The sequence below is a fragment of the Curtobacterium sp. PhB130 genome (assembly GCF_003755165.1).
GTDB lineage: Bacteria > Actinomycetota > Actinomycetes > Actinomycetales > Microbacteriaceae > Curtobacterium.
In genome coordinates, this window is the sequence record NZ_RKII01000011.1 from 56602 (window position 1) to 79200 (window position 22599).

General features: G+C 72.6%; 16 protein-coding genes. 7 read left to right on the top strand and 9 right to left on the bottom strand.

Translation table 11 applies throughout. From position 1 onward, the window contains the following. Nucleotides 1–19: 19 nt before the first annotated feature. Both EDF24_RS17130 and EDF24_RS17135 read right to left on the bottom strand, forming a co-directional pair. Nucleotides 20–1222 (bottom strand): glycosyltransferase, encoded by a 1203-nt coding sequence (locus EDF24_RS17130; RefSeq protein ID WP_123704485.1) that lies wholly within the window; start codon nt 1220–1222, stop codon nt 20–22. Between the two features lie 10 nt (nt 1223–1232). After that, the gene (locus tag EDF24_RS17135; protein WP_123704487.1) at nt 1233–2069 is read right to left on the bottom strand and encodes a DUF429 domain-containing protein; all 837 of its coding nucleotides are present in this window, start codon (nt 2067–2069) and stop codon (nt 1233–1235) included. A gap of 56 nt (nt 2070–2125) precedes the next feature. Between EDF24_RS17135 and ligD the strand changes: the two genes are divergently transcribed. Then, on the top strand, nt 2126–3148 hold the full coding sequence (gene ligD, locus EDF24_RS17140; protein WP_123704489.1) for a non-homologous end-joining DNA ligase: 1023 nt from the start codon (nt 2126–2128) through the stop codon (nt 3146–3148). On the opposite strand, the gene EDF24_RS19305 is transcribed toward ligD, so the two are convergent. From EDF24_RS19305 to EDF24_RS17150, 3 genes are all read right to left on the bottom strand, one after another. Next, nucleotides 3145–3285, bottom strand: coding sequence for a hypothetical protein (locus tag EDF24_RS19305; RefSeq protein WP_165931498.1), 141 nt, complete (start codon nt 3283–3285; stop codon nt 3145–3147). The two genes, ligD and EDF24_RS19305, sit on opposite strands and share 4 nt — an antisense overlap. Next, the gene (locus EDF24_RS19310; protein ID WP_165931497.1) at nt 3282–3443 is read right to left on the bottom strand and encodes a hypothetical protein; all 162 of its coding nucleotides are present in this window, start codon (nt 3441–3443) and stop codon (nt 3282–3284) included. The genes EDF24_RS19305 and EDF24_RS19310 overlap by 4 nt, the downstream gene beginning before the upstream one ends. Nucleotides 3444–3575: 132 nt before the next feature. Further along, nucleotides 3576–9551: a DUF5979 domain-containing protein gene (locus EDF24_RS17150; protein WP_123704493.1), complete on the bottom strand. Its 5976-nt coding sequence runs from the start codon at nt 9549–9551 to the stop codon at nt 3576–3578. A 203-nt stretch (nt 9552–9754) separates the two neighbouring features. Between EDF24_RS17150 and EDF24_RS17155 the strand changes: the two genes are divergently transcribed. Both EDF24_RS17155 and EDF24_RS17160 read left to right on the top strand, forming a co-directional pair. Beyond that, nucleotides 9755–11293 carry an arylsulfatase gene (locus EDF24_RS17155; protein WP_123704495.1) on the top strand — a complete coding sequence of 513 codons (1539 nt, stop codon included), beginning with the start codon at nt 9755–9757 and terminating at the stop codon, nt 11291–11293. A 38-nt stretch (nt 11294–11331) separates the two neighbouring features. Further along, nucleotides 11332–12201, top strand: coding sequence for a formylglycine-generating enzyme family protein (locus EDF24_RS17160; protein WP_221181396.1), 870 nt, complete (start codon nt 11332–11334; stop codon nt 12199–12201). A 113-nt stretch (nt 12202–12314) separates the two neighbouring features. Here EDF24_RS17160 and EDF24_RS17165 read toward each other — a convergent pair whose 3' ends face one another. Beyond that, nucleotides 12315–13358, bottom strand: a complete 1044-nt coding sequence (locus EDF24_RS17165) for an ATP-dependent DNA ligase (RefSeq protein WP_123704499.1) — start codon at nt 13356–13358, stop codon at nt 12315–12317. Nucleotides 13359–13507: 149 nt separating this feature from the next. On the opposite strand from EDF24_RS17165, the gene EDF24_RS17170 reads away from it, so the two are divergent. The 3 genes from EDF24_RS17170 to EDF24_RS17180 all read left to right on the top strand — a co-directional run bounded on the left by EDF24_RS17170 (nt 13508) and on the right by EDF24_RS17180 (nt 15283). Further along, the gene (locus tag EDF24_RS17170; protein WP_185021711.1) at nt 13508–14545 is read left to right on the top strand and encodes an MBL fold metallo-hydrolase; all 1038 of its coding nucleotides are present in this window, start codon (nt 13508–13510) and stop codon (nt 14543–14545) included. 142 nt (nt 14546–14687) lie between these two features. After that, complete coding sequence (locus EDF24_RS17175; RefSeq protein WP_221180708.1) at nt 14688–14894, top strand: type II toxin-antitoxin system HicA family toxin; 207 nt, start codon at nt 14688–14690, stop codon at nt 14892–14894. Then, on the top strand, nt 14891–15283 hold the full coding sequence (locus EDF24_RS17180; protein WP_148070923.1) for a sigma-70 region 4 domain-containing protein: 393 nt from the start codon (nt 14891–14893) through the stop codon (nt 15281–15283). The genes EDF24_RS17175 and EDF24_RS17180 overlap by 4 nt, the downstream gene beginning before the upstream one ends. Before the next feature lie 23 nt (nt 15284–15306). On the opposite strand, the gene EDF24_RS17185 is transcribed toward EDF24_RS17180, so the two are convergent. The 3 genes from EDF24_RS17185 to EDF24_RS17195 all read right to left on the bottom strand — a co-directional run bounded on the left by EDF24_RS17185 (nt 15307) and on the right by EDF24_RS17195 (nt 18820). After that, a complete protein-coding gene (locus EDF24_RS17185) occupies nt 15307–15936 on the bottom strand; it encodes an FMN-dependent NADH-azoreductase (protein WP_123704504.1) in 630 nt (209 codons plus the stop codon). Between the two features lie 140 nt (nt 15937–16076). Beyond that, on the bottom strand, nt 16077–17771 hold the full coding sequence (locus EDF24_RS17190; RefSeq protein ID WP_123704505.1) for a hypothetical protein: 1695 nt from the start codon (nt 17769–17771) through the stop codon (nt 16077–16079). A 146-nt stretch (nt 17772–17917) separates the two neighbouring features. After that, nucleotides 17918–18820 (bottom strand): LysR family transcriptional regulator, encoded by a 903-nt coding sequence (locus EDF24_RS17195; protein WP_123653022.1) that lies wholly within the window; start codon nt 18818–18820, stop codon nt 17918–17920. Nucleotides 18821–18902: 82 nt separating this feature from the next. Here EDF24_RS17195 and EDF24_RS17200 point away from each other — a divergent pair, with 82 nt between their 5' ends. Next, nucleotides 18903–22412, top strand: coding sequence for a bifunctional proline dehydrogenase/L-glutamate gamma-semialdehyde dehydrogenase (locus EDF24_RS17200; RefSeq protein ID WP_123704507.1), 3510 nt, complete (start codon nt 18903–18905; stop codon nt 22410–22412). Nucleotides 22413–22599 lie beyond the last annotated feature (187 nt).

The following is a 22599-nucleotide window of genomic DNA, read 5'->3' on the forward strand; positions in this document are numbered from 1 at the left end:
AGCGGCGCGGCAGCACCCATCACGCGCGCCCGAGCACCCGGCGGTACACCTGCTCGAGTCCGCCGGCCGAACGCTCCCAGCTCAACCGCTCGGCGTGCTCCCGCCCGGCTGCCGACAGCGCCGCGGCGTACGAGGGCTCCGTGAGGATCCGCTCGATCTCCGCCGCCCACACCGCGGGGGCGCGGGACTCGAGCACGACCCCGGTCTCGCCGTCGAGCACCGCTTCCCGGAGGCCACCGGCAGCGGCGGCCACGACGGGCACCCCGGACGCGGAGCCCTCCAGCGCGACGAGCCCGTAGGTCTCCGAGTGCGAGGGGACGAGCACCGCAGCGGCGCCACGGAACAGGAACGCCAGGTCCGCACGCGACTGCGGACCGATGAAGGTCACGCGGTCGGCCACGCCGTGCTCGGCGGCGAGCCGACGCAGTTCGGCGACGTAGTCACCGGCCTCGCTCGAGGAGTCGCCGGCGATGACGAGGGTGGGGCGGGCCTCCCGGGAGATGCCGGCGATGGCCTCGATCGCCAGGTCGAGCCCCTTCAACGGCTGCACGCGCGCCGCTGCGACGACGTAGGGCACGTCGGCCCGACGCGCGTCCGGCGGCGCCGGGCGGAAGACGGACCCGTCGACCCCCGGCGGGACGATCCAGACGCGGGCCGGGTCGCCGCCGAGGCGCGAGCGGACGGTCTCCGCCTCGGCCTCGCTGACCACGACGACCGCGTCCGAGTCGCGCGCGAGCGTCGACTCGCCCGCCATCCTGCCGGCCGACTCGGGGCGCTCGCCCTCGGACAGCGGCGACGCGGAGTCGGCGGCGATGGAGTGGAAGGACTGCACGTGCGGGATGCCGCGCTGCCGGGCGACGGGCAGGGCCGCGGCGCCGGAGAACCAGTGGTGCGAGTGCAGGACGTCGAACGGCCCGAGCGCCGCGAGTTCGTTCCGGAACGGTTCGATGAACGCGTCGTGCTCGCCCTTGGGGACCGTCTCGGCGGGACCGGCGGACAGGAACCGCAGGCAGACGCCCGGGACGAGGGACACCGAGTCCGGCTGCGTCGGCGACGACCGTCGCGTGATGATCTCGACGTGGTGGCCGCGGTCGGCGAGTGCTTCGGCCTGGTGCCGGACGACGACGTTCATGCCGCCGACCTCACCGGAACCGGGTTCGTCGCCGGGGGAGGTGTGCAGCGAGACCAGCCCGATGCGCAGGGGTTCGGAGGTCCTCGTCACACGCTCAACCCTAGCCGCGGGGCCGCCGCTGCGACCCGCGGGCCGGTGTCACGACGACGGGCGTGCGGCCCGCCTCGTCGAGCGGATCGGACGGGAGGCTCGGATCACCGCCCAGGATCTGCACGCGCTCGTCGCCGTGCCGGTCCCAGAACGCGGCGGTCCAGGCACACAGGACGCCGTCCAGCAGGTCCTCCCGGTGCTTGTGCGTGGGGCCGTGCAGCACCGAAGGATCTCGGAGCGCAGCGGTCAGCGGGTGTGCGTCGAGGTGGAGGGGCGGGTCGAGCGGCGTCTCCCGGAGGCGCCGGACGAGGTCGTCGAACGCCACCGCGCGTCGGGCCCTGGCCGTCGCCGCCGGGATGCTCGTGTCGAGGCGCTTGTAGCGGGGACGCTCGTCGTCGTAGCCGAGCTCCTCGACGCCCACGAGGGTCGTGTACGGGTAGCACTCGAAGACCACCGGCCCCCGGCGCTCCCGCATCGCCGCGGTGTCGCTGACGTACCCGACGCCGAGCGCGGTCAGCCGGTCGAGCAGCCGGGCGCCGGCGCTCGCCGCGGAGGCGAGGTTCGTCGGGTTCGCCGCGACCTTCCACCGGCCGTAGCGCTGTCCGACCTGCCGTTCGGCTTCGCGGATGCCGGTCGGATTCGTCACGACCAGCGACGCGTCGACGCCGATGAGCGTGCGCGGGCCGAGGTGCTGCGCGATCCAGTCGGTGACCTCGTCGACACCGCGGGCCCACCCCGCGTCGAGCACTCGCCCGTCGGTGTCGAGCGCTGCGAGCCCGGTCTCGTTCGGTCGCCGCGTCGCGGTCCCGAGCCCCCAGGCCAGGTCCACTCCGAGGTACGCGCTCACCCGCCCATCCTGCCCCGCACGCCCGACACCCCGGCCGCGGGAGTAGGTTCCGCTGCATGGCGAGCGAAGCGACGACGCTGACCGTACCCGGCCCGGACGGCGACCGGGAGGTCCGGCTGTCGAGCCCGTCGCGGGTGCTCTGGCCGGACGCCGGCATCACGAAGCTCGACCTCGCGAACTACCTCATCGAGGTCGGCGACGCCTTCGTCCGCGCCAACGGCGACCGTCCGGTGTCCCTGCAACGGTTCCCCGGTGGTGTCGACGGTGACCAGTTCTTCTCGAAGAACCCGCCGAAGGGCGCGCCCGACTACGTCCGTTCGGTGACGGTGACGTACCCGAGCGCCCGGAAGCACCCGCAGCTCGTGCTCGACGAGCCGGCCGTCGCGGTGTGGGCGGCGCAGATGAACACCGTCGTGTTCCACCCGTGGGCCTCCCACGCCGAGGACAGCGACCACCCGGACCAGCTCCGCATCGACCTGGACCCGCAGCCGGGGACGGACTTCCACGACGCGGTGCCGGCGGCCGAGGAGCTGCGGAAGGTCCTCGAGGAGGTCGGCCTGACGGCGTGGATCAAGACCAGCGGCAACCGCGGGCTGCACGTCTTCGCGCCGATCCGGCCCGAGCACGAGTTCCTCGACGTGCGGCACGCGGTGATCGCGGCGGCGCGGGAGCTCGAGCGTCGGATGCCGGAGCAGGTGACGACGGCGTGGTGGAAGGAGGAGCGCGGGCAGCGGATCTTCGTCGACTTCAACCAGGCGAACCGCGACCGCACGATGGCCGGCGCCTACAGCCCGCGGGCGCTCCCGCACGCCTCGGTCTCGGCGCCGATCCGGTGGGAGGAGCTCCGCGACGCGGACCCGACGACGTTCACGATCCTGACGATGCCCGAGCGCCTGCGGACCACGGGTGACCCGTGGGAGTCGATGGGCGCGGACCCGGGGTCGATCGCACCGCTCCTGGCGTGGTGGGAGCGCGACCTGGAGAACGGGCTCGGCGAGCTGCCGTTCCCGCCGGACTTCCCGAAGATGCCGGGGGAGCCGCCGCGCGTGCAGCCGTCCCGGGCGAAGAAGCCCGCCTAGCGCGTGGGGCGGTCCGGGCGGCGGTCCGCGTCGTCGATGTGCTTCGTGTGCATCGGGAGCACGATCGTGGCGGTGTGCAGCCGGTTGAGCTTGGACCAGGTGCCGCGGTGGGCGGTGCTGATGCCGTCGATGTTCATGCGCCGAGTCCCATCGTGACGAGTGCCAGTGCTGTGGCGGTCACACCGGCGATGCCGCTGATGACCGCGCTGATCTGCAGCGCGCGCTGGTGACGCGCTTCGCGCACCTCGCTGAACGGGTGGCGCTGCGAGTGTCGAACGAGAGTTGCGTTGCTCATGTCGATCCGCTCCGATCCGTCCGGCACCCGTCCCGGGTGCCGCTGAGAACGATCATTCCACGGAGTTACTAGGACGTCTAACTACTGACGGAGATCGGACAGAGCGGGCCGGGCTCCGGCCCGCTCGTGGCATCACCGGCGACGGCGTGCGGCACGCCGCAGGACGAGTCCCGCGCCGAGTGCGAGCGCTGCGACGACGAGCATCGACATCGCGCCGGCACCGTCCATCCCCGTGAACGCCAGGTTCCCCGAGCCGGTCACGGTCCCCGACGAGCCACCCCCGCCGGTGCCCGTCCCGCCCGACGACGGCGTCGGCGCCGGGGCCGGCGGCGTCGGCGGCGTGGGTGGCGTCGGCGTGAAGTCGTAGGTGTTCGTGATCGTCACCACCTGCAGATCCGGAACGGCCTCGTCCGGCGTCGACCGGACCAGGATCCGCACCGTGCCCGGCGTGACCGTGCGGGAGTCCTCGCCGGACGCCCCTGCTGCGCCGTGTTCGGTGACGACGCAGTCGGCGCCCACCGGGATGCCGTCGACCCGTGCCTCCAACCCGTTCGCCGCCGTGAGCTCCAGCTGTGCCGCGTCGCCCAGGTCGAGCTCGACGCCGGCCACGGAACACCGGACGTCCGCCGTGAACCGGGTCGGCGCACGATCGGCGCCGGCGCCGGTCACGTGCTTCCGGACGAGGATCGCACCGGCCGTCGGCGCGACTCCCACCTTCACGGGCGCCTGCGAGATCGGCAGTCCGCCGTCGGCGAGCGTGACGGTGGTGCCGACCTGGTCGTACGCGATCGCGTCCGCGAGCGGGACGGTCGCCGGCACACCGTCGGGGTCCGCGGCGGAGGCGGGTTCGTCGACGGTGCGGTAGTCGGCGGACACCGAGCCACCGGGGACGACCCCGCCGGCTGCGGCGGCGTCGACGAGGATGCGGATGCCGGTGACCGCGTGCCAGTCGCCGGAGTAGTCGGCGCTGTCGGTCCAGGTGTTCGCGGCACAGGTCGGATCCGACGTCCACGTGGTCCCACCGGCACTCGAGCAGACCGTCGGGTCGGTGGTGACCTGCCAGCTCGTGGTCGATCCGGCCGGCGCCGTGATCTCGACCCCGAAGGTGCCGTCGAAGACCGGCCGGTAGGTGCTGCCGCGCGCCGAGCCGGTCGCGAGCAGGACGTCGCCGGGCTGCGGGAGCGGATCCACGAAGGTCACGGTGGTCTGGTCCACCGTGCCGGTGTTCGTCGCGGCGAGACGCCACTGGTCGGTCCCACCGACCCGGGTCTCGGCGACGCAGGGCGGCAGGAAGTAGCCGTCAGCGTCCGGTGTGCAGGAGCGGGTGGGGTCCGATGGGTCCGATGCGCCCGACACCAGCGGATCGACGACGTCCCCGCGGACGGCCTTGCTGGTGCGGAGGGCGGGCCCGGGCGTCGGTTGGACGTAGTTCGTCGTGCCGCACTGGTCGGCGGGCAGGTCGGGAACGATGCCCTGGCCGTTGCCGGAGTCGTTCGTGCAGCCGTCGAGCGCCGCGCCGGTCCGTGCGACGACGGTGTTCGTCGTGCGCTCGCCCTCGTGGAGTCCGGGCTGCAGGACGAGCGGGATGGTGATCGTGAAGGTCTCGTCCGGTGCCATCCGGTCGCCGTCGGTCGGCCAGGTGAACACGATGGCCCCGTCGTCGGCCCGGGCGGTGGTGACGGTGGTGGCGAGGGTCCCGCCGGCACTGGTGCTGAACGTCGGGTCGGTGCCGTCCCAGCTCAGGGCGTCCGGCAGTTCGTCGCGGACCGAGGGCAGGGTGATGATGCCGGTCCCCGTGTTGTGCATCGTGATGGTCCACGGGACGGGGGAGCCGACCGCCACGGTGTGCTGGTCGTTCGCCGGGGCCTTGACGATGTCCAGGGTCCGCGTTCCCGGGTCGAGCGTCAGCTCGTCCGTGCCGGTCGCCGTCGCGTCCGGGAACAGGGTGTCGTCGGTGCGGTGCGCGGTGACCGTGGTCGTGTCGTCGATCGTCCCGGGGAACGGGACGGGGTCGCCGTCGCGGGCGGTGTCGAGCACGCGGACGTGGAGCACCGCGGTGGCGGTCCAGGGTGTCGGCGGGCGGGCGTGGGAGAGGACGTCGCCGTCGGCACGGTCGAACACGAACCGGATGCCGGTGATCGCCGCGAGGTCGGACGTCGGCAGGGTCGCCGTCGCCGAGGCCGTGCCGAGCTGCCATGTGGACCCGCCGTCGGAGCGGACGTCGACCCGGACGCGGTCGGCGCCGGCGGGGAACGTGACGTCGTCGGGGGAGAAGGACACGAGGCGCACGTCGTTCCAGAAGCCGGTGTCCGTGTCCTCGACCGTGACGGTGTCCGGCGCGACGGTCGCGTCGGGGCCCTGCGCACCGGTGAGCGTCACGTCGACCGTGTCCGCCCGGTCGGCTTCGAGGAGGGTGTCCGGGTCGAACGTCTTCGTGGCGGTGGCGTCGAGCACCCCGCGGACGAGGGCGACGTCGGCAGCCGCCGAGTCGGTGGGGGTGCTCGTCTGTCCGGACGGAGCCAGGACCGGGTCGTAGGACTGCGCGAAGGCCCGGTTCGTGACGGTCGTCACCGTGACGGGGACGGCGGGGAAGCTCCGGAGGGTGGCGCGGAGCTGCGTGTGCATCGTCATGGTCAGCGCGTCGCCGGACGAGATCGTCCCCCCGGTCTCCGCGGGGTCCGTGCCCTGGTAGACGACACTGACACCGACGACGTCGGCGAGCTGGGCGGCGGTGGCAGCCCTGGCACCCGAGATCGACGTGGTGCTGGTCGAGGTCGTCCCGTCGTCGGCGCGGTGCAACAGCGTCACCGTCGACGCGTCGGCATCGACCTCGCTCGCGTCGAAGGCGAAGTCGAGACCGGTCAGTGTGAACCGTTCGAACGGGTTGCTGGTGGTGTACCCGGCATCGGCGAACGGGTCCGCCGCCCAGGCATCCGGGTCGCTCGTGCAGTCGGAGAGGGACGCCGGCGTGCAGGGCATCGGGTCGGTCACGCGGACGTACGAGGCGCGGGACGCGGAGCCGTTCCTGGCGGTGACCGTGACGTCGTTCGTCGGGTAGTCGCCCGGGTCGACGTCACCGCGGGCCGGGATGGTGACGGTGTCGTGTTCGGAGGCCTTGGTCACGCCGACGAGCGGCGGACGGTCGAGGATCACGAGGTCGTCGGATGCGGACGCGGTCTCCACGCCGTCGTCCGTCGTCGCGCTGACCTGCACGGTGTTCCGGATCGACCCCGCGGTGCTGAGGTCGTACTCGGTGGTGCCGTTCACCCAGCGGTCGCCGGCGTCCCCCGGCACCCGGAGGACGTTCCGCAGCTGCCAGGTGAGGTCGAACGGTCGCGGCGTGGTGCTGGTGGCGATACCGGAGCCCGGGACCGGCCGTGTCGGATCGGTGCTCGACGCTCGGGCGTCGTCGTTCGGGACGACGGTGATCCGGACGCCGGTCGTGACGGCGCTCTGGTCGGCGGAGAGCGTGTACCCGACGAAGCCGCTGCCGTCGACCCAGCCCGTGGCCGGTGCCGGGACCGTGGACCAGGTCCCGTCGCTGAACAGCTCGACGGACGCGACGGTGTCCCAGCGCCAGAGCGGGTCGACGCTCGTCGGCACCGGGGCGATCGCGCGGAGGTCGAACGCCTGGAACACGGTGTCGGCGGGGTCGTCCGCGTTGCCGGCCGGATCGGTGACGGTGATCGCCGAGGTGCCGGTCGTCCGGGCTCCCCACTGCAGGACCGTCCCGACCTGGGCACCGGACTGACTGTCGACGGTGGCACGGTCGGTGCTGAAGTCGGTGTCGGTCCACCGCTTCCCGGCGATGGTGCTGCCGTCGCCGGTGACCGACTCGATCGCGGCGTCGGCGTCGGCCTCGGCGGGGTCGCTGACGATGGTGGTGCCGCCGTCGACGCTGCCCTCGCCCTGCGCGGTGGCGTGGTTCGTGTAGGTGGTGGGTCCGGCGTCGGGGGTGCTCGTCGGGTCGCCGCCCCAGCGCTGGTCCGCCCGTGCCTGTGCGACGACGTTGGGTTGCACGGTGGTGCCCTGGGGGAAGCCGTCCGGGTCGGTGAACTCGAACCGGAGCCCGGTGACCTCGCCCTGCAGGTCCGCGGGGATCGTGCCGGAGAAGCTCGTCGGGCCGGTTGCCGGGAGGCCGTCGATCGGCAGGGGCTGCCACGTGTCGCCGTCGTCGGTCGTGTACTCGATGGTCAGCGTGGTGCCGGCGGGGACCTGCGTCGGCGCGATCGCGACCGGGTCGAACGCGTTCCAGAAGGAGCTCTGGTCGTGCGGCGTGGGTGCGACGTCCTCGACGGTGATCGTCGTCGGGGTGACGAACGCGGAGTCCGTGCTGGTGGTCGCCGGGAGCTGCGCCACGACCGTGCCCCCTGGTGCGATCGGTTCCTGCGGGCTGAGGGCCTTCGTCAGTGCGATCTCGATGTCCGGAGCGAACACGTCGAGGGGTGCGGACGCGGCGTCGTCCGCGGTCGCGTCGCCGTTGGTCACGACGGCGCGGGCGGCGTTCGTGGTCCGGAGTGTCCCGGCGTCGGCGGCGTCGGCGGCGGTGTCGATCCCGAACGGTGCCGTCGTCGTCGCGCCGGCGTCGACCGGACCGTCGTACACGAGCTCGAACCCGGTGACGAAGGTCCCCGCCGGCGCTGCGGGTGCGGGGGTGTCGCCGTCGGCGAACGGATCGGTCCGCGTCGTGCCGTCGCTGAAGTGCCAGACCACGTCGGCACCCGACGCGGTCGCGGGGTAGGTCAGCGGGCTCGTGAACCCGGCGAACGAGACGTCCTCGGTGAAGTAGTCGAGGTCGCTGATCCGCAGCTGCTCGACGGGGCCGTCCGAGGTGTTCGTCGCGGTGATGGTCCCGGCCGCCGATGCGCCGGCGGGGAGACGTGCCGGTGTGATGCTCTTCGTCACGTCCGCCGCCAGGGTCGTCGGGGTGACGGTGTGGTCGGCGGACGCGCTCTCGGTCGCCGGGTCCTGCCCGGGCACGGCGACGGTGGCGTCGGCGGTGTTGGTGAGCGTCCACCCGGCGCCGAGCGGGGCATCGGTGCCGCGTTCGGTCTCGCGCTGGGCGACGTCGACGTGCACGGCCGCGGCCGGGGCTCCCGGCGTGAGCACGGCGCCGCCGTCGCCGGTGAAGGTGTACCGGATGCCGGCGACGTCGCCGGGGTCGACCCCGGCGGGGAACGCCGCCGAGCCCGCCGGTCCTGGCGTCCCGGTCACCCAGTGGTACGTGCCGGTCGCGGGGTCGAGGACGTACGCGTCGACCTGCACCGCGGTGGCGCCCGCCGGCAGGGTGACGGTACCGGGTCCGGCGACGTCGACGTACCGGAAGGGGTTCGTGGCGGCGAGTGCCGTCGCGCCGTCCGCGGCGTCCGCCGGGTCCTGGACGACGATGGAGCTCGCCGGCGTGTTCGAGGTGTTCGTCGCGGAGAGGTCGACGGTGGACGTGACGCCGGGTGAGTACCGCTCGCTCGTGGGTGTCCAGCCCTTCGTCGTGTCGACGTCGACGGTGGTCGGTACGTCCACGGTGATCGTCGCGCCGCTCGACGTCGTCGCCGCGTTGTCGGCGGTGCCGGTGCCGGTGTTCGTGATCGGGGTGCCGTTGTACGCCCAGGTCGGGGGGAGGTCGTCGGGGACGCGGAGCGTCGCGGTGAGCGTGTAGGCCTGGCCGGCGGCGAGCCCCTGGGACCCGTCCGCGAGCGGCTGCACGAACTGGAGCGTGCCGACGCAGGGCGGATCGGCGGTGACGACGGTGGGCGGTGTGCCGCCACAGCCGGTGTGCGAGACGACCCAGTCCGGAGCGGCCGGCGGTGCCGGGTTCGGCGGGCTCGCGCTGAGGTCCACGATCGGGAACCCGGCGAGCTGCACCGGGATCGTGTCGTCGATCCGTGCGTTGACGCAGTCCGCGTCGTCGCAGCCGAGGCGGATGGTGAACGTGAACTCGTCACCGGGACCGACGGTCGCGCTCTTCCCGCCGTCCACCAGCTTGTTCACCTCGAGGGCTGCCGGATCGGCGGCGATCGCGGGGACGGCCGTCGTGGCGACGGCGCCGAGGGCGAGGAGCGCGACCGTGACGGCCGCGATCGTCGAGCGCAGTGCGTGGTTCCGGCGCATGGGTCCTCGTTCCTTGCGTGGTACGACCTCCGTGGTGCCGATCATCGTGCTGCGGTTCGGGCCGGGAGCCGCCACCCCGAACGGGTGAGGAACGGGATCTCACCCGCACTGGGTGGCCCGTGCCGAGCGCCGGACGAGCAGGCTCCCCACAGGACCGCGAGCTGGCGCCGACGCCGTGCTCGCCACGAACCGAGGAGGGCGCGATGCCGAAGGACAAGCCGAACATCCTGGTGATCTGGGGCGATGACATCGGGATCACGAACCTGAGCGCGTACAGCGACGGGCTGATGGGGTACCGCACGCCGAACATCGACCGGATCGCGGACGAGGGGATGCGGTTCACCGACTCGTACGGGGAGCAGAGCTGCACGGCGGGTCGCTCGTCGTTCATCACCGGGCAGAGTGTGTTCCGGACCGGGCTGAGCAAGGTCGGCATGCCCGGTGCCGACCTCGGGCTCCGCTTCGAGGACCCGACGATCGCCGAGGTCCTGAAGCCCCACGGGTACGCGACCGGCCAGTTCGGCAAGAACCACCTCGGCGACAAGAACGACTTCCTGCCGACGGCGCACGGCTTCGACGAGTTCTACGGGAACCTCTACCACCTGAACGCGGAGGAGGAGCCGGAGTCCGCGAACTGGCCGTCGGTCGAGGAGTTCCCGGCGTTCAACGACCGCGCCCGTCCCCGCGGGGTGATCCACTCGTGGGCCACCGACGAGGACGACGACACCGTCGACGGCCGCTACGGCCGCCGGGGCAAGCAGCGCGTCGAGGACACCGGTCCGCTGACCAAGAAGCGGATGGAGCGGATCGACGAGGAGTTCGCGGACGCCGCGATGGACTTCATCGGACGTCAGGCCGAGTCCGAGACGCCGTTCTTCGTCTGGATGAACACCACCCACATGCACTTCCGGACCCACCCGAAGCCGGAGAGCATCGGGCAGGCGGGCCGCTGGCAGTCGACCTACCACGACACGATGATCGACCACGACCTGGTGGTCGGGTCGCTCCTCGACCAGCTCGACGAGCTCGGGATCGCGGACGACACGATCGTGATCTACTCCACGGACAACGGGCCGCACATGAACACCTGGCCGGACGCCGGCATGACCCCGTTCCGCAGCGAGAAGAACACGAACTGGGAGGGCGCCTTCCGCGTCCCGCAGATGATCCGCTGGCCCGGGCACATCGAGGCCGGGTCGATCTCGAACGCGATCATCCAGCACCACGACTGGTTCCCGACGTTCCTCGCCGCGGTCGGGGACACCACGACGGTCGACGAGCTCAAGGCCGGCAAGACCATCGGCGACCGCACCTACAAGGTGCACATCGACGGGTACGACTTCCTGCCGTACCTCACCGGTGCTGCGGAGAAGGGGCCGCGGCCGGGACTGGTGTACTTCTCCGACGACGGCGACGTCCTCGCGCTCCGGTTCGACAACTGGAAGGCCGTCTTCATGGAGCAGCGGGTCGCCGGCACCCTGCAGGTCTGGTTCGACCCGTTCGTCACGCTCCGCGTCCCGAAGCTCTACAACCTGCGGACGGACCCGTTCGAACGCGCGGACGTCACCTCGAACACGTACTTCGACTGGTTGTTCGAGAACGACTACCTGCTCCTCGCGGCGACGGCGCTGGTGACGGAGTTCCTCGACACGTTCGAGGAGTTCCCGCCCCGGCAGCGCGCGGCGACGTTCAGCATCGACCAGGCGGTCGACAAGCTGCAGTCGTTCCTGGCGGGCGACTGAGGATGCCGGCGAAGACCGTGACCCGCCACACCATCGCGATGGTCGGCATCGCCGGCGGGACGTTCACGATGGGCTCCGACGCGCACTACCCGGAGGAGGCCCCCGCTCGGCGGGTCACGGTCGACACCTTCGCGATCGCCCCGGAGCCCGTGACGAACCGGGAGTTCGCGGCGTTCACCCGGGCGACCGGGTACCGCACGGTGGCCGAGCGGCCGCTCGATCCCGCACTGTTCCCCGGCGCCCCGCCGGAGAACCTGCACGCCGGCTCCATGGTCTTCACCGGGACGAGCGGACCGGTGGACCTCCGGCACCTCAGCCAGTGGTGGGCGTGGACCCCCGGCGCGAACTGGCGTCGGCCGTTCGGCCCCGGCTCGACCATCGCGGACCGTGCCGACCACCCGGTCGTGCACGTGGCGCACGAGGACGCCGCTGCCTACGCCGACTGGGCGGGCGGTCGCCTGCCGACGGAGGCCGAGTGGGAGTACGCAGCGCGCGGCGGCCTCGACGGAGCCGAGTTCACGTGGGGGAACGACCCCGAGCGGCCGGGTGCGGCGGGGCCCCAGGGCGGCCCGCGTGCGAACTACTGGCACGGCGAGTTCCCCTGGCGCGCAGACCGCGGGTACGGCAGCACGATGCCGGTCGGGTCGTTCCCGCCGAACGGGTACGGCCTGCACGACACCGCGGGCAACGTGTGGGAGTGGACCAGCGACCCGTACGTCGAGCACGCCACCGCGCACGACTGCTGCGCGCCCGAGACCGACGAGCACGCAGGGGTCGAGCGCCGCGTGGTCAAGGGCGGCTCGTTCCTCTGCGCCGACAGCTACTGCCGCCGCTACCGACCGGCCGCCAGGCGGGGACAGGAGGTCGACACCGGGATGAGCCACATCGGCTTCCGCATCGCGGCCTGACGAGCGGCCTGACGAGCGGCCCGACGAGCGGCCCGACGAGCGGCCCGACGAGCGCCTGACGAGCGGCCTGACGAGCGGCCCGACGAGCCGCCCGACGAGCCGGCAAGCACGGCTCAGTCCAGCACGTCCCGCAGGTCGTACGCCGCCGGGACCTCGAGCTGCTCGAACCCGCACGAGCGCGCGTCGCGGTCCGGCCGCCACCGCTCGAACTGCACCGTGTGCCGGAACCGCGCGCCCTCCATCTGGTCGTAGCGGACCTCCAGCACCACCGACGGCTGCAGGCGGACGAAGGACGTGTCGCGACCCGACGAGAACCGCGCCCGTTCCCCGTCACCGGTGACGGGCCTCCCGTCCGCATCTCGGAGCACGACGGACTCGAGCTCGTCGACCAACTGGACCCGGCGCTTGTCCGAGAAGGCGGACACACCGCCCACCTGCCGCAGCTCCCCGTCGTCCCCGTACAGGCCGACGAGCAGCGAGCCGACGCCGGTGCCGCTCTTGTGGATGCGGTACCCGATCGCGACGACGTCGGCGGTGCGGTGGTGCTTCACCTTGAGCATCGAGCGCTTGCCCGGCTCGTACGGACGGGTCCGCGGCTTCGCGACCACACCGTCGAGTCCGGCTCCCTCGAACGTCGTCAGCCACTCGCGGGCCAGGTCGACGTCGAGCGTGGTCCGGGTGACGAACAGCGGGTCTTCGAGGTCCGCCGCCAGTGCCTCCAGCCGTGCCCGTCGCTCGTCGAACGGCAGGTCCGTCAGCTCGGCGCCGTCCGCCGCGAGCAGGTCGAACGCCACGAACTGCGCCGGCGTCTCCACGCTGAGCTTCGTGATCCGCGACTCCGCGGGGTGGATGCGCTGCGACAGCGCCTCCCAGTCCAGGCGCTCGTTCCCGGGCTCGCCGGAGCGCAGCACGACCTCGCCGTCGAGGACGACCGGGTGGTCCCGCCCGCCGAACTGGGCGCGGAACGCCGCGACGAGCTCGGGGAAGTACCGGGTGAGGGGCTTGGCGCCGCGGCTGCCGATCTCGACGTCGTCACCGTCGACGGTCACGATGCCGCGGAACCCGTCCCACTTCGGCTCGTAGCGCAGGCCGCCCTTCACGCTGTCGGGTTCCGGGACGTCCGGGACGGCCTTGGCGAGCATCGGTGCGATCTCCATGCGTCCTGTCTACGCGGTCACGCAGGTGCTCCGGTCGACACCGGCCGGGAGGCTCGGGTCGGCTCCGCCCCGCGGGTCGCGTCGTCGGGGCTCCGGTCAGCACCGCCCGGGTGGCCGCCGCCCGCCGGTCGCGTCGTTACAGTGGCCGGGTGACGACGCCCCCCGCAGCCCCCGCCCCGGAGCCGATCAGTCCCGTCCAGGCACGCGCGCTCGCCGAGGGGGTGCTCCCGCCGGTCGAGGAGGTCCGTCCGGGCATCTGGACCCTCGCGGTCCCGTTCCGGTTCGGCGTCCCGGACGCGACGCTCGTCTACGTGATCGAGGGCACCGACGGGGTGCTCACCCTGGTCGACCCCGGGTGGAGCGAGGACGGCTCGCTCGACGCGCTCTCCGAGGGGCTCCGGCAGATCGGCAGGTCGGTGTCCGACGTCGGGCTCGTCGCCGTCACACACCTGCACGCCGACCACCTCGGCGCGGCCGCCGCCGTCCGTCGTGCCTCCGGCGCCCGGATCGCGATGCACGGGCTCGAGGTCCGCGCGCTCGAGGACGAGCGTGCCGACGCCGCTCGGCACGAGGCCGACATCGCCACGTGGGGTGTGCCGCACGAGTTCCGGTCCGGCCTGAGCGACGCGTGGGGGATCGGTCGTCGGATCGGTCTCGGCGCGACGGAGCCGCCGTACGCGGACGTGTTCCTCGACGACGGCGACCTGCTGCCCGTGGCCGGCCGGTCGCTCCGGGCGATCTGGACGCCGGGGCACACCGCCGGGCACCTCTGCTTCCTCGACGAGCCCGACGGGCTGCTCTTCACCGGTGACCACGTCCTGCCGCGGATCAACTCCGGGATCGGCCTCGGGGGTCGCACCGCGTCGAACCCGCTCGGCGACTACCTGGCGTCGCTCGCGCGGCTCGACGGGTACGCGGCGCTCGAGGTCTGCCCGGGGCACGAGTACCGGTTCGCGGACGTGGTGTCGCGCGCGCGGATCCTCGTGCGGCACCGGGAGGAGCGGAGCCGGCACGTCGCCGAGGCCCTGGACGCCCTCGACGCACCGACGCTGTTCGCGGTGGCGTCCCGCGTGCCGTTCAGCGGCGGGATCGAGTCGATGCGGGGCTTCCTGCTCGCGAGCGCGCTGACGCAGACGGCGTTCCACGCGGACCTGCTCGGCCGCGCCGGCGAGATCCGCCCCGCCTGACTCCTCCACAGCCGCTGGCGGAGCGGCACTTCTCCACCGGTCATCGGTGTCGGTCTCGCGCGTTCGGCGGTCTTCGTAGCGTTGTCGTGACGGGCGCACATCTAGTGCTCCTTGATGGCAACGACAAGAGGGAATTGATACCGTGGCTCGAGCAGTGCGGCACCGGGACGTGACCACGTTCCTCCGGGCGAAGGGCTGGTGGCTCGATCGCATCAAGGGCAGCCACGAGGTGTGGTGTGGACCGCACGGCGACGGCCGGCTCGTGCTGCCACGACACAGAGAGATCAGTCCCGGCGTGGTCCGGCAGGTGGTGCAGCGTTTCCCGGACACCCCGGGGAGCTGGCGATGAACGGAGTGAGCATGGCGGTCTACGAAGCACGAGCGCACCGAGAAGGCCGCTGGTGGGCAATCGACATCCCGGCTGCCGGTGCAGCGACGCAGGCGCGGCGCGTGGCCGACGTGGCGTGGATGGCGCGCGAATGCGTCGCGTTGACGCTGGACGTCCCGGAGACGGATGTCGAGATCCACGTGTACTTCGACATCCCAGACGACACCCGGGCGAAGTGGGAGGTGTCGCGTCGGAAGGCCGAGGCGGCTCGGACCGAGGCCGCGGAAGCCGCCACCCTGGCGCGCGAGGTCGTTCGCGCCATGCGGGCCGACGGGTACACGTACGCCGAGACCGCATCGGTGCTCGGACTCTCACCGCAGCGCGTCCATCAGCTCGCGCACGCGTCCTGACGGACGGCCTACCACCCGCGGGTTCAGAGGGTGGTGGCGAGGCGCTCCAGGGTGGTCTTCGCGTCGGCGAACTCGGCGGCGGCGTGGTCGGCGAGCGGAGCCAGCTCCGGCAGCCGGTCGGCCAGGGTGGCACTGACGGTGACCGGGTACTGCCGCATCCCGAGCGCGGTCCCGAGGATCAGCTCGAGGACGGGGGAGCCGTGGTCCCAGTGCTCGGTCGGGGTCCCGGCGTCGTAGGTGGCACCGCGGCTGACGACGGTCACGACCGGGCGACCGGCCAGCGGCTGCACGTCGCCCGCAAGCACCCCGGGGACGTGGATCCGGTCGATCCAGGCCTTGAGGCTCGAGGGCACCGTGTAGTTGTACAGCGGAGCGCCGACCACGACGACGTCGGCAGCGAGCAGCTCGTCGATGACGTCCTGGCGGAGGGCCTCCGCCGCGGGGTCGACCGACTCCTCGGCGGTGCGGTCACCGGCGGCCCAGTGCAACGCCGAGGTCTCCAGGTGCGGCAGCGGCGACGTGTGCAGGTCGCGGACCACGACCGTGTACTCCGGACCCCGCGCGCGCCAGGCGTCGGCGAACGCGGCGGTCAGGGCGCGCGAGCGGGAGTGGCGGAGATCGGCGGAGGAGTCGACGTGCAGCAGCGTGGGCATGGTGCCAACGCTACCGACGCCGCCGGGCGCGGGTGCGGAACGAAACGGCCCCGCCGGACCACGTGCGTGGTCTGGCGGGGCCGAGTCGAGCCTCCCTGCGGTCAGTGCCGTCGGTCACTGCCGGCGGTCAGAGCCCGCGGTCAGCGCTGGGTGCGTCGACGCACCGCGCGGAGGCCGACGAGGCCGGCACCGGCGGCGAGCATCGCGAGCGCCCAGGGCAGGGCGCCGGTGGCGTCCGAACCCGTGTAGGCGAGCTGCTGCGTCTGGCCGCCGGACGTCGCGGTCGGCGTGACCGTGGCGACGGTGGTGGTCGCGGTCGGCACGACCGTGACGGCGAAGGAGACGGACTGGCCGTCCTCGGCCACCGTCAGGACGTGGGTCGACGCGTGCGGGAAGGTGACCTTGGACGTGAAGGTTTCCTCGTCCACGCTGATCTGGTCGGTGGCGTGGTCACTCGTGACCGTCGCCATCGGGTACTCGCCCTCGCCGTCCCAGTCGGTGGTCTGGTTGCCGTACTGGTCCACCGGGGAGCCGTCGACCCAGAGCGAACCGCCCTGCTTCACGGTGGGCTTGCCACCCGGGGTGATGGTCACGTCGTCGTTCTCGATGTCCGCGGGGATGTCGATCTGGACGACCTCGCCGGTCCAGTTGATGATCCAGGCGGTCGCGGGCTTGCCGTTCTCGAACAGGTCCTCGGGCGAGGTGTTGATCGCCTGGGCCAGCACGCCGACGGCGGCGGCGGGGTCGACGACGACCTCGACGTACTCGGTCGCGGTCGAGGTGCCGTTGCTCGCGACGACGGTGAAGTCGTAGGCGCTCGCCGTGGTCAGCGTGCCGCTCAGGGTGCCCGTCGTGGTGTCGAAGACGCTCTCGTACGGCAGGTACGACTCGGGGGAGTCGTCCGGGTCGCTCGGGTCGGCGCTCTCCGGGTCGGAGTAGCCGATCGAGTACGTCACGTCGCCGCTGCCCTCGGCGACCGCGAAGGACTCCTCGATGGTGTCGCCGGCGGTGACCTCGATGGTGCGGGGGGCGTCGTACGACGTCGCGCCGTCGTAGGCGACGTCCTGGGTGACCGCGGCCGTGGTGGCCGTGGCGGTGGCGTCGTCGGCGCCGGTGATCACGACGGTGATCGTCTTGCCGATGTCGGCCTTCGTGATCGTGTAGGAGGTCTTCGTCGAGACGGCCGGGCCGCCGTCGAGGGACCACGCGTAGGCGTAGGGGCCGTCGAGCTCGTCGGCGCTGGCCTCGAGGACGGTGCCGACCTTCGCGTCGCCCTTGATCGTCGCAGCGACGGGGGCGGGCGCCACGGCGGTGGTGGCGCCGCCGTCGGTGTCGGACGGGTCCGTGTCGGACGGGTTGGTGGTGCCGGTGGTGCCGGTACCCGAGCCGGTCGTCCCGTCGGTGCTCGTGTCGCCGGTGCCGGTGCCCGTGCCGGTGCCGGTGCCGGTGCCGGTGCCCGTGCCGGTGTCGGTGTCGCCGGTCCCCTCGGTGTTGCCCGCGGTGTTGCCTGCGTCGGAACCGTCGGTGCCCTGGCCGGACGAGTCACCAGCGGCCTGGTCGGACCCGGTGTTCGTCTGGTCGGCACCGGCACCGGCACCGGCACCGGCGTCGGGCTGGCCGTCCGTGGTGTCGTCGACGGAGGGAGCGCCGTCGAAGGTGCCCGCCGCGCCGCCGTCAGCGTCGGTGGGGTCGGCGGAGACGGACGACGCGGCGCCGGGATCGACGGCGTACGCCGCCGTCGCGGAGAAGACGCCGAGGCCGGTCGTCAGGCCGATGAGCGCGATGGTGGTGCCGACGGCGCAGGCGCGTCGGACGCCGGATGTGCTGCGGTGCACGGGTTCCCCCAGGGTGTTCAGGTCCGGTCACGGGACCGGATCATAAGAGTTCGCCGAGAATCCTCAGGCGTGATCGGATCGTACTGATACCCGCGCGCCCGCGGGGATCGCGTGACCGGAATGTGACCAGGGTTGGGGGTGCGACCTCAGGACCGGGAGGCCGAGGCCGCCTGCTCCAGTGCAGCCCGGAACGCCGTCACTGCCGGGGACTCGGCACTCGCCAGGCGCTGCGCCGTGAAGAGCGTCCGTCGGGCGGGGTCGGGCAGCTCCAGCAGCCGGCACGTGGTGGTGCGGCCGGCCCACACCAGGTCCGGCATCAGCGCGACCGCGTTCCCGGACTCGATCAGGCGGATCTGGGCCTGCAGGTCGGCGGTCTCGTACCGGACGTCGGGCTCGAAGCCCGCGCGGCGGCAGGTCTGCTCGGCGAAGTGGCGCGACGCGGCCCCGCGCGGCTCCATCACCCACGGCAGCCCCGCGGCCGACGCGAGCGAGTCGACCGGCCAGAGCGCGGTGTCGACCGGCGGCAGCGCGAGCCGCACCGGGTCCGTCGTCAGGTCGCGGTGGTCGAGCCCGGGGAAGCGCGGTGCGGCGTGTGCGGGGTACTGCTCGGCGACGACCATGTCGAAGTCCCGCGCCCAGGTCTCGTTGAGTGCGGTCTCCGGCTCGCGCTGCACCATCTCGACGCGGACGCCGGGGTGCTCGGTCGCCATGATCCGGAGCGCGGTCGGCATCAGTGCGAGCGCCGCCGACTGGAACACCGCGACCCGGATACGCCCCTGCACGCTGGTGAGCGTCGACTCCACGGACGCCTGTGCGCGGTCGAGCGTGTCGAGCACGTCGCCGGCCGCGGTCACGAGCACCTCGGCCTGCGGGGTGAGCTGCAGACGGCGCCCGGCCTTCCGGAGGAGCTGCACGCCGGCCTCGCGCTCGAGCACGGCGAGCTGCTGCGAGACGGCCGACGGGGTGAGGTTCGCGGCCTCGGCGACGGCGGCCACGGTGCCCCGGATCGAGAGCTCGCGGAGGAGCACCAGGCGGCGGACGTCGAGCATGGGGAAAGCGTAGTTCAACTGCACGGTATGCGTCAGAACAATTCGCTTCCGCTACCGAAACCGCAGACGACACACTGATCCCATGACCGACGTCCAGCCGCGCTCCGACGCAGCCTCCTCGACCGACCACGACGACCTCGCCGACGCGTCCGTCGCCCTCGTGCGCCAGTGGCTGGCCGAGGCCGAGACGTACCCCGTCGACGGCTCCGCGAAGCAGCTCGCCGGCGTGCTGGCCGACCCGAAGGGCCTGGCGTTCGCGGTCGGCTTCGTCGACGGCGTCGTCCGTCCGGAGGACCTCGGCGTCGCCGCGCGCAAGCTGCGCGCCATCGCGCCGGACGCTCCCGGGTTCCTGCCCAGCGCGCTCCGCGGCCTGGTGCGGCTCGGTGGCGGACTGGCACCGAGCCTCCCGTCGGTCGTCGTCCCCATCGCCCGACGCGTGCTGCGGAACATGGTCGGCCACCTCATCGTCGACGCGACCGACGCGAAGCTCGGTCCGGCCATCGCGAAGATCCGTCAGGACGGCGTCCGGCTCAACGTGAACCTGCTCGGCGAGGCCGTGCTCGGCGAAGGCGAGGCCGCCCGCCGGCTCGAGGGCACCCACAAGCTGCTGGCACGGGACGACGTCGACTACGTGTCGATCAAGGTCTCCTCGACGGTGCACCCGCACTCGCCGTGGGCGTTCGACCACGCCGTCACCGACATCGTCGACAAGCTCCGCCCACTGTTCCAGCGTGCAGCGGACTCGTCGCCGAAGAAGTTCATCAACCTCGACATGGAGGAGTTCAAGGACCTCGACCTCACCATCGCGGTCTTCACCCGGCTCCTCGACGAGCCGGCGTTCCTCGAGCTCGAGGCGGGCATCGTCCTGCAGGCGTACCTGCCCGACGCGCTCTCCGCGATGCAGCACCTGCAGGAGTGGTCGGCCGGCCGCCGTGCCCGCGGGGGCGCCGGCATCAAGGTCCGGCTCGTGAAGGGCGCGAACCTGCCGATGGAGCAGGTCGAGGCGTCCGTGCACGGCTGGCCGCTCGCCACCTGGCACTCCAAGCAGGACTCGGACACGAACTACAAGCGGGTGCTCGACTGGGCGCTCACCCCCTCCCGCGTCGCCAACGTCCGCGTCGGCGTCGCCGGCCACAACCTGTTCGACGTCGCACACGCGTGGCTCCTCGCCGGAGCGCGCGGCGTCCGCGACGGCATCGAGTTCGAGATGCTGCTCGGCATGGCCCAGGGCCAGGCAGCCGCGGTCCGCCGCACGGTGGGGTCGCTCCTGCTCTACACGCCGGTCGTGCACCCGGGCGAGTTCGACGTCGCGATCGCGTACCTGATCCGCCGGCTCGAAGAAGGGGCGTCGCAGGACAACTTCATGTCCGCGGTGTTCTCGCTGCAGTCCTCGCCGCCGCTCTTCGCCCGCGAGGAGTCCCGGTTCCGCGCGTCCCTCGCACCGCTGGCGCAGCCCGGCGGTCTCGACGCTCCGGCGTCGCACCGCGTCGCGGACCGCTACGCGGCCGTCGGCCGGCCCACGCCCGGCCACTTCGAGAACACGCCGGACAGCGACCCCTCGGTCGCGGCGGTCCGGTCGTGGGGTGCCGCGATCACCGCCCGGGTCGCGTCCTCGACGCTCGGCGAATCGGGCGTCCGGGAGGCTCGTCTCTCGTCCGAGTCGCAGCTCACGTCCGTCCTGGAACGCGTCCAGAGCGCCGGCGCGGTCTGGGGGACCTGGTCCGGTGCCGCGCGCGGCGCGGTGCTGCACGCCGTCGGCGATGCACTCGAGGCGAACCGCGCCGCCCTCATCGAGGTGATGGCCGCCGAGACCGGGAAGACGATCGACCAGGCCGACCCCGAGGTGTCCGAGGCGATCGACTTCGCGCACTTCTACGGTGACCTCGCCGCCTCCCTCGACGACGTCGACGGTGCGGCGTTCTCGCCCGCCCGCCTGACGCTCGTCGCGCCGCCGTGGAACTTCCCCGTCGCGATCCCGGCCGGGTCGACGCTCGCCGCGCTGGCCGCCGGGTCCGCCGTCGTGCTGAAGCCCGCGCCGCCGGCTGCGCGCTGCGGTGCGGTGCTGGCGTCGGTCATGTCGACCGCGTTCGACGCCCTCGGCGCTCCCGCTGACGTGCTCGCGTTCGTCGACGTCGAGGAATCGACCCTGGGCACCGCGCTCGTCGCGTCGCCGCTCGTCGACCGGGTGATCCTCACCGGTGCGTACGAGACCGCCGCGCTGTTCCGCTCCTTCCGTCAGGACCTGCCGCTCCTCGCCGAGACCTCCGGCAAGAACGCGATCATCGTCACGCCGTCGTCGGACCTCGACCTCGCCGTGAAGGACGTCGTCGCGTCGGCGTTCGGCCACGCCGGGCAGAAGTGCTCCGCGGCGTCGCTCGTCGTGCTCGTCGGGTCCGTCGCGAAGTCGCGTCGGTTCCACTCGCAGCTGATCGACGCGGTGTCCTCGCTGACCGTCGGGTACCCGTCGGACCCGACGTCCCAGATGGGGCCGGTCGTGGAACCCGCTGCGGGCAAGCTCCTCGACGGGCTGACGACGCTGGAGCCCGGCCAGAGCTGGGCCGTGCAGCCCCGTCGTCTCGACGAGTCCGGCAAGCTCTGGAGCCCCGGTGTCCGCGGCGGCGTGCAGCGTGGTTCGGACTTCCACAAGACGGAGTACTTCGGCCCGGTCCTCGGCGTCATGACCGCGTCGTCGCTGGACGAGGCGATCGACATCGTCAACGAGGTCGACTACGGCCTCACCTCGGGGCTGCACTCGCTCGACCCGTCCGAGATCGGCACGTGGCTCTCCCGCATCGACGCCGGCAACCTCTACGTGAACCGCGGCATCACCGGGGCGATCGTCCGCCGGCAGCCGTTCGGCGGGTGGAAGAAGTCCGCCGTGGGGGCCGGCACCAAGGCCGGTGGCGTGAACTACCTGTTCGGACTCGGGTCCTGGGCTCCCGCTGCTGCGACCGCCGGGGCTCCCGTCTCCGCGCCGGTGTCGTCGTTCGTGCGGGCCTCCGGGATCTCGTCGGCGTCGCTGTCGCGGGCGATCGCGTCCGACGAGCTCGCGTGGACGTCGTTGTTCGGCGTGGCGACCGACGTGTCGGCGCTGTCGGCGGAGCGGAACATCGCGCGGTACCTGCCGTACCCGGGGGTGCACGTGCGGTTGGGGTCGGTTGCGTCCTCGTCTGCTTCGTCTGTGTCTGTGTCTTCGTCTGCGTCTGCGTCTTCGTCTTTGTCGGTCGAGTCGCTCGTCCGGGTCGTCGCGGCTGCGCTCCGTGCTGGGACGACGATCGACGTCTCGTCGGCCGGTCCCGTGCCGCCGGCGATCGCCGCGCTGCCGAACGTCCGGTCGGTCGTGTCGTCGGAGTCCGACGAGGCGTTCGGAGCCCGGGTGGCCGCTGGGCCGTCGACCCGCGTGCGGCTCATCGGCGGATCCGCATCGGCGCTGTACTCGGCCGTGGACGGGCGCCCCGACGTCGCGGTCTACGCGGAGCCGGTGACCGAGGCCGGGCGCCTCGAGATGCTCCCGTTCCTCCGCGAGCAGGCGGTGTCGATCACGGCGCACCGCTTCGGCACGCCGAACCACCTGACGGACGCGCTGCTCTAGCGCGCTGCGGCGGCTGCGCGGCCGCCGCGCGGCGGCTGCCGGTGGCCCGCACAACCAAAGTCAGCTCGCACCACGGGATCCCGTGGTGCGAGCTGCTTTCGGTTGTGCGGCGTCCCGTGTGTCCGGTCTCCGCGCGGAGTCGGGTGCCTCCGAGGTCGTGGGCGTTGTGTCGGTTGGGGCGCCGGGG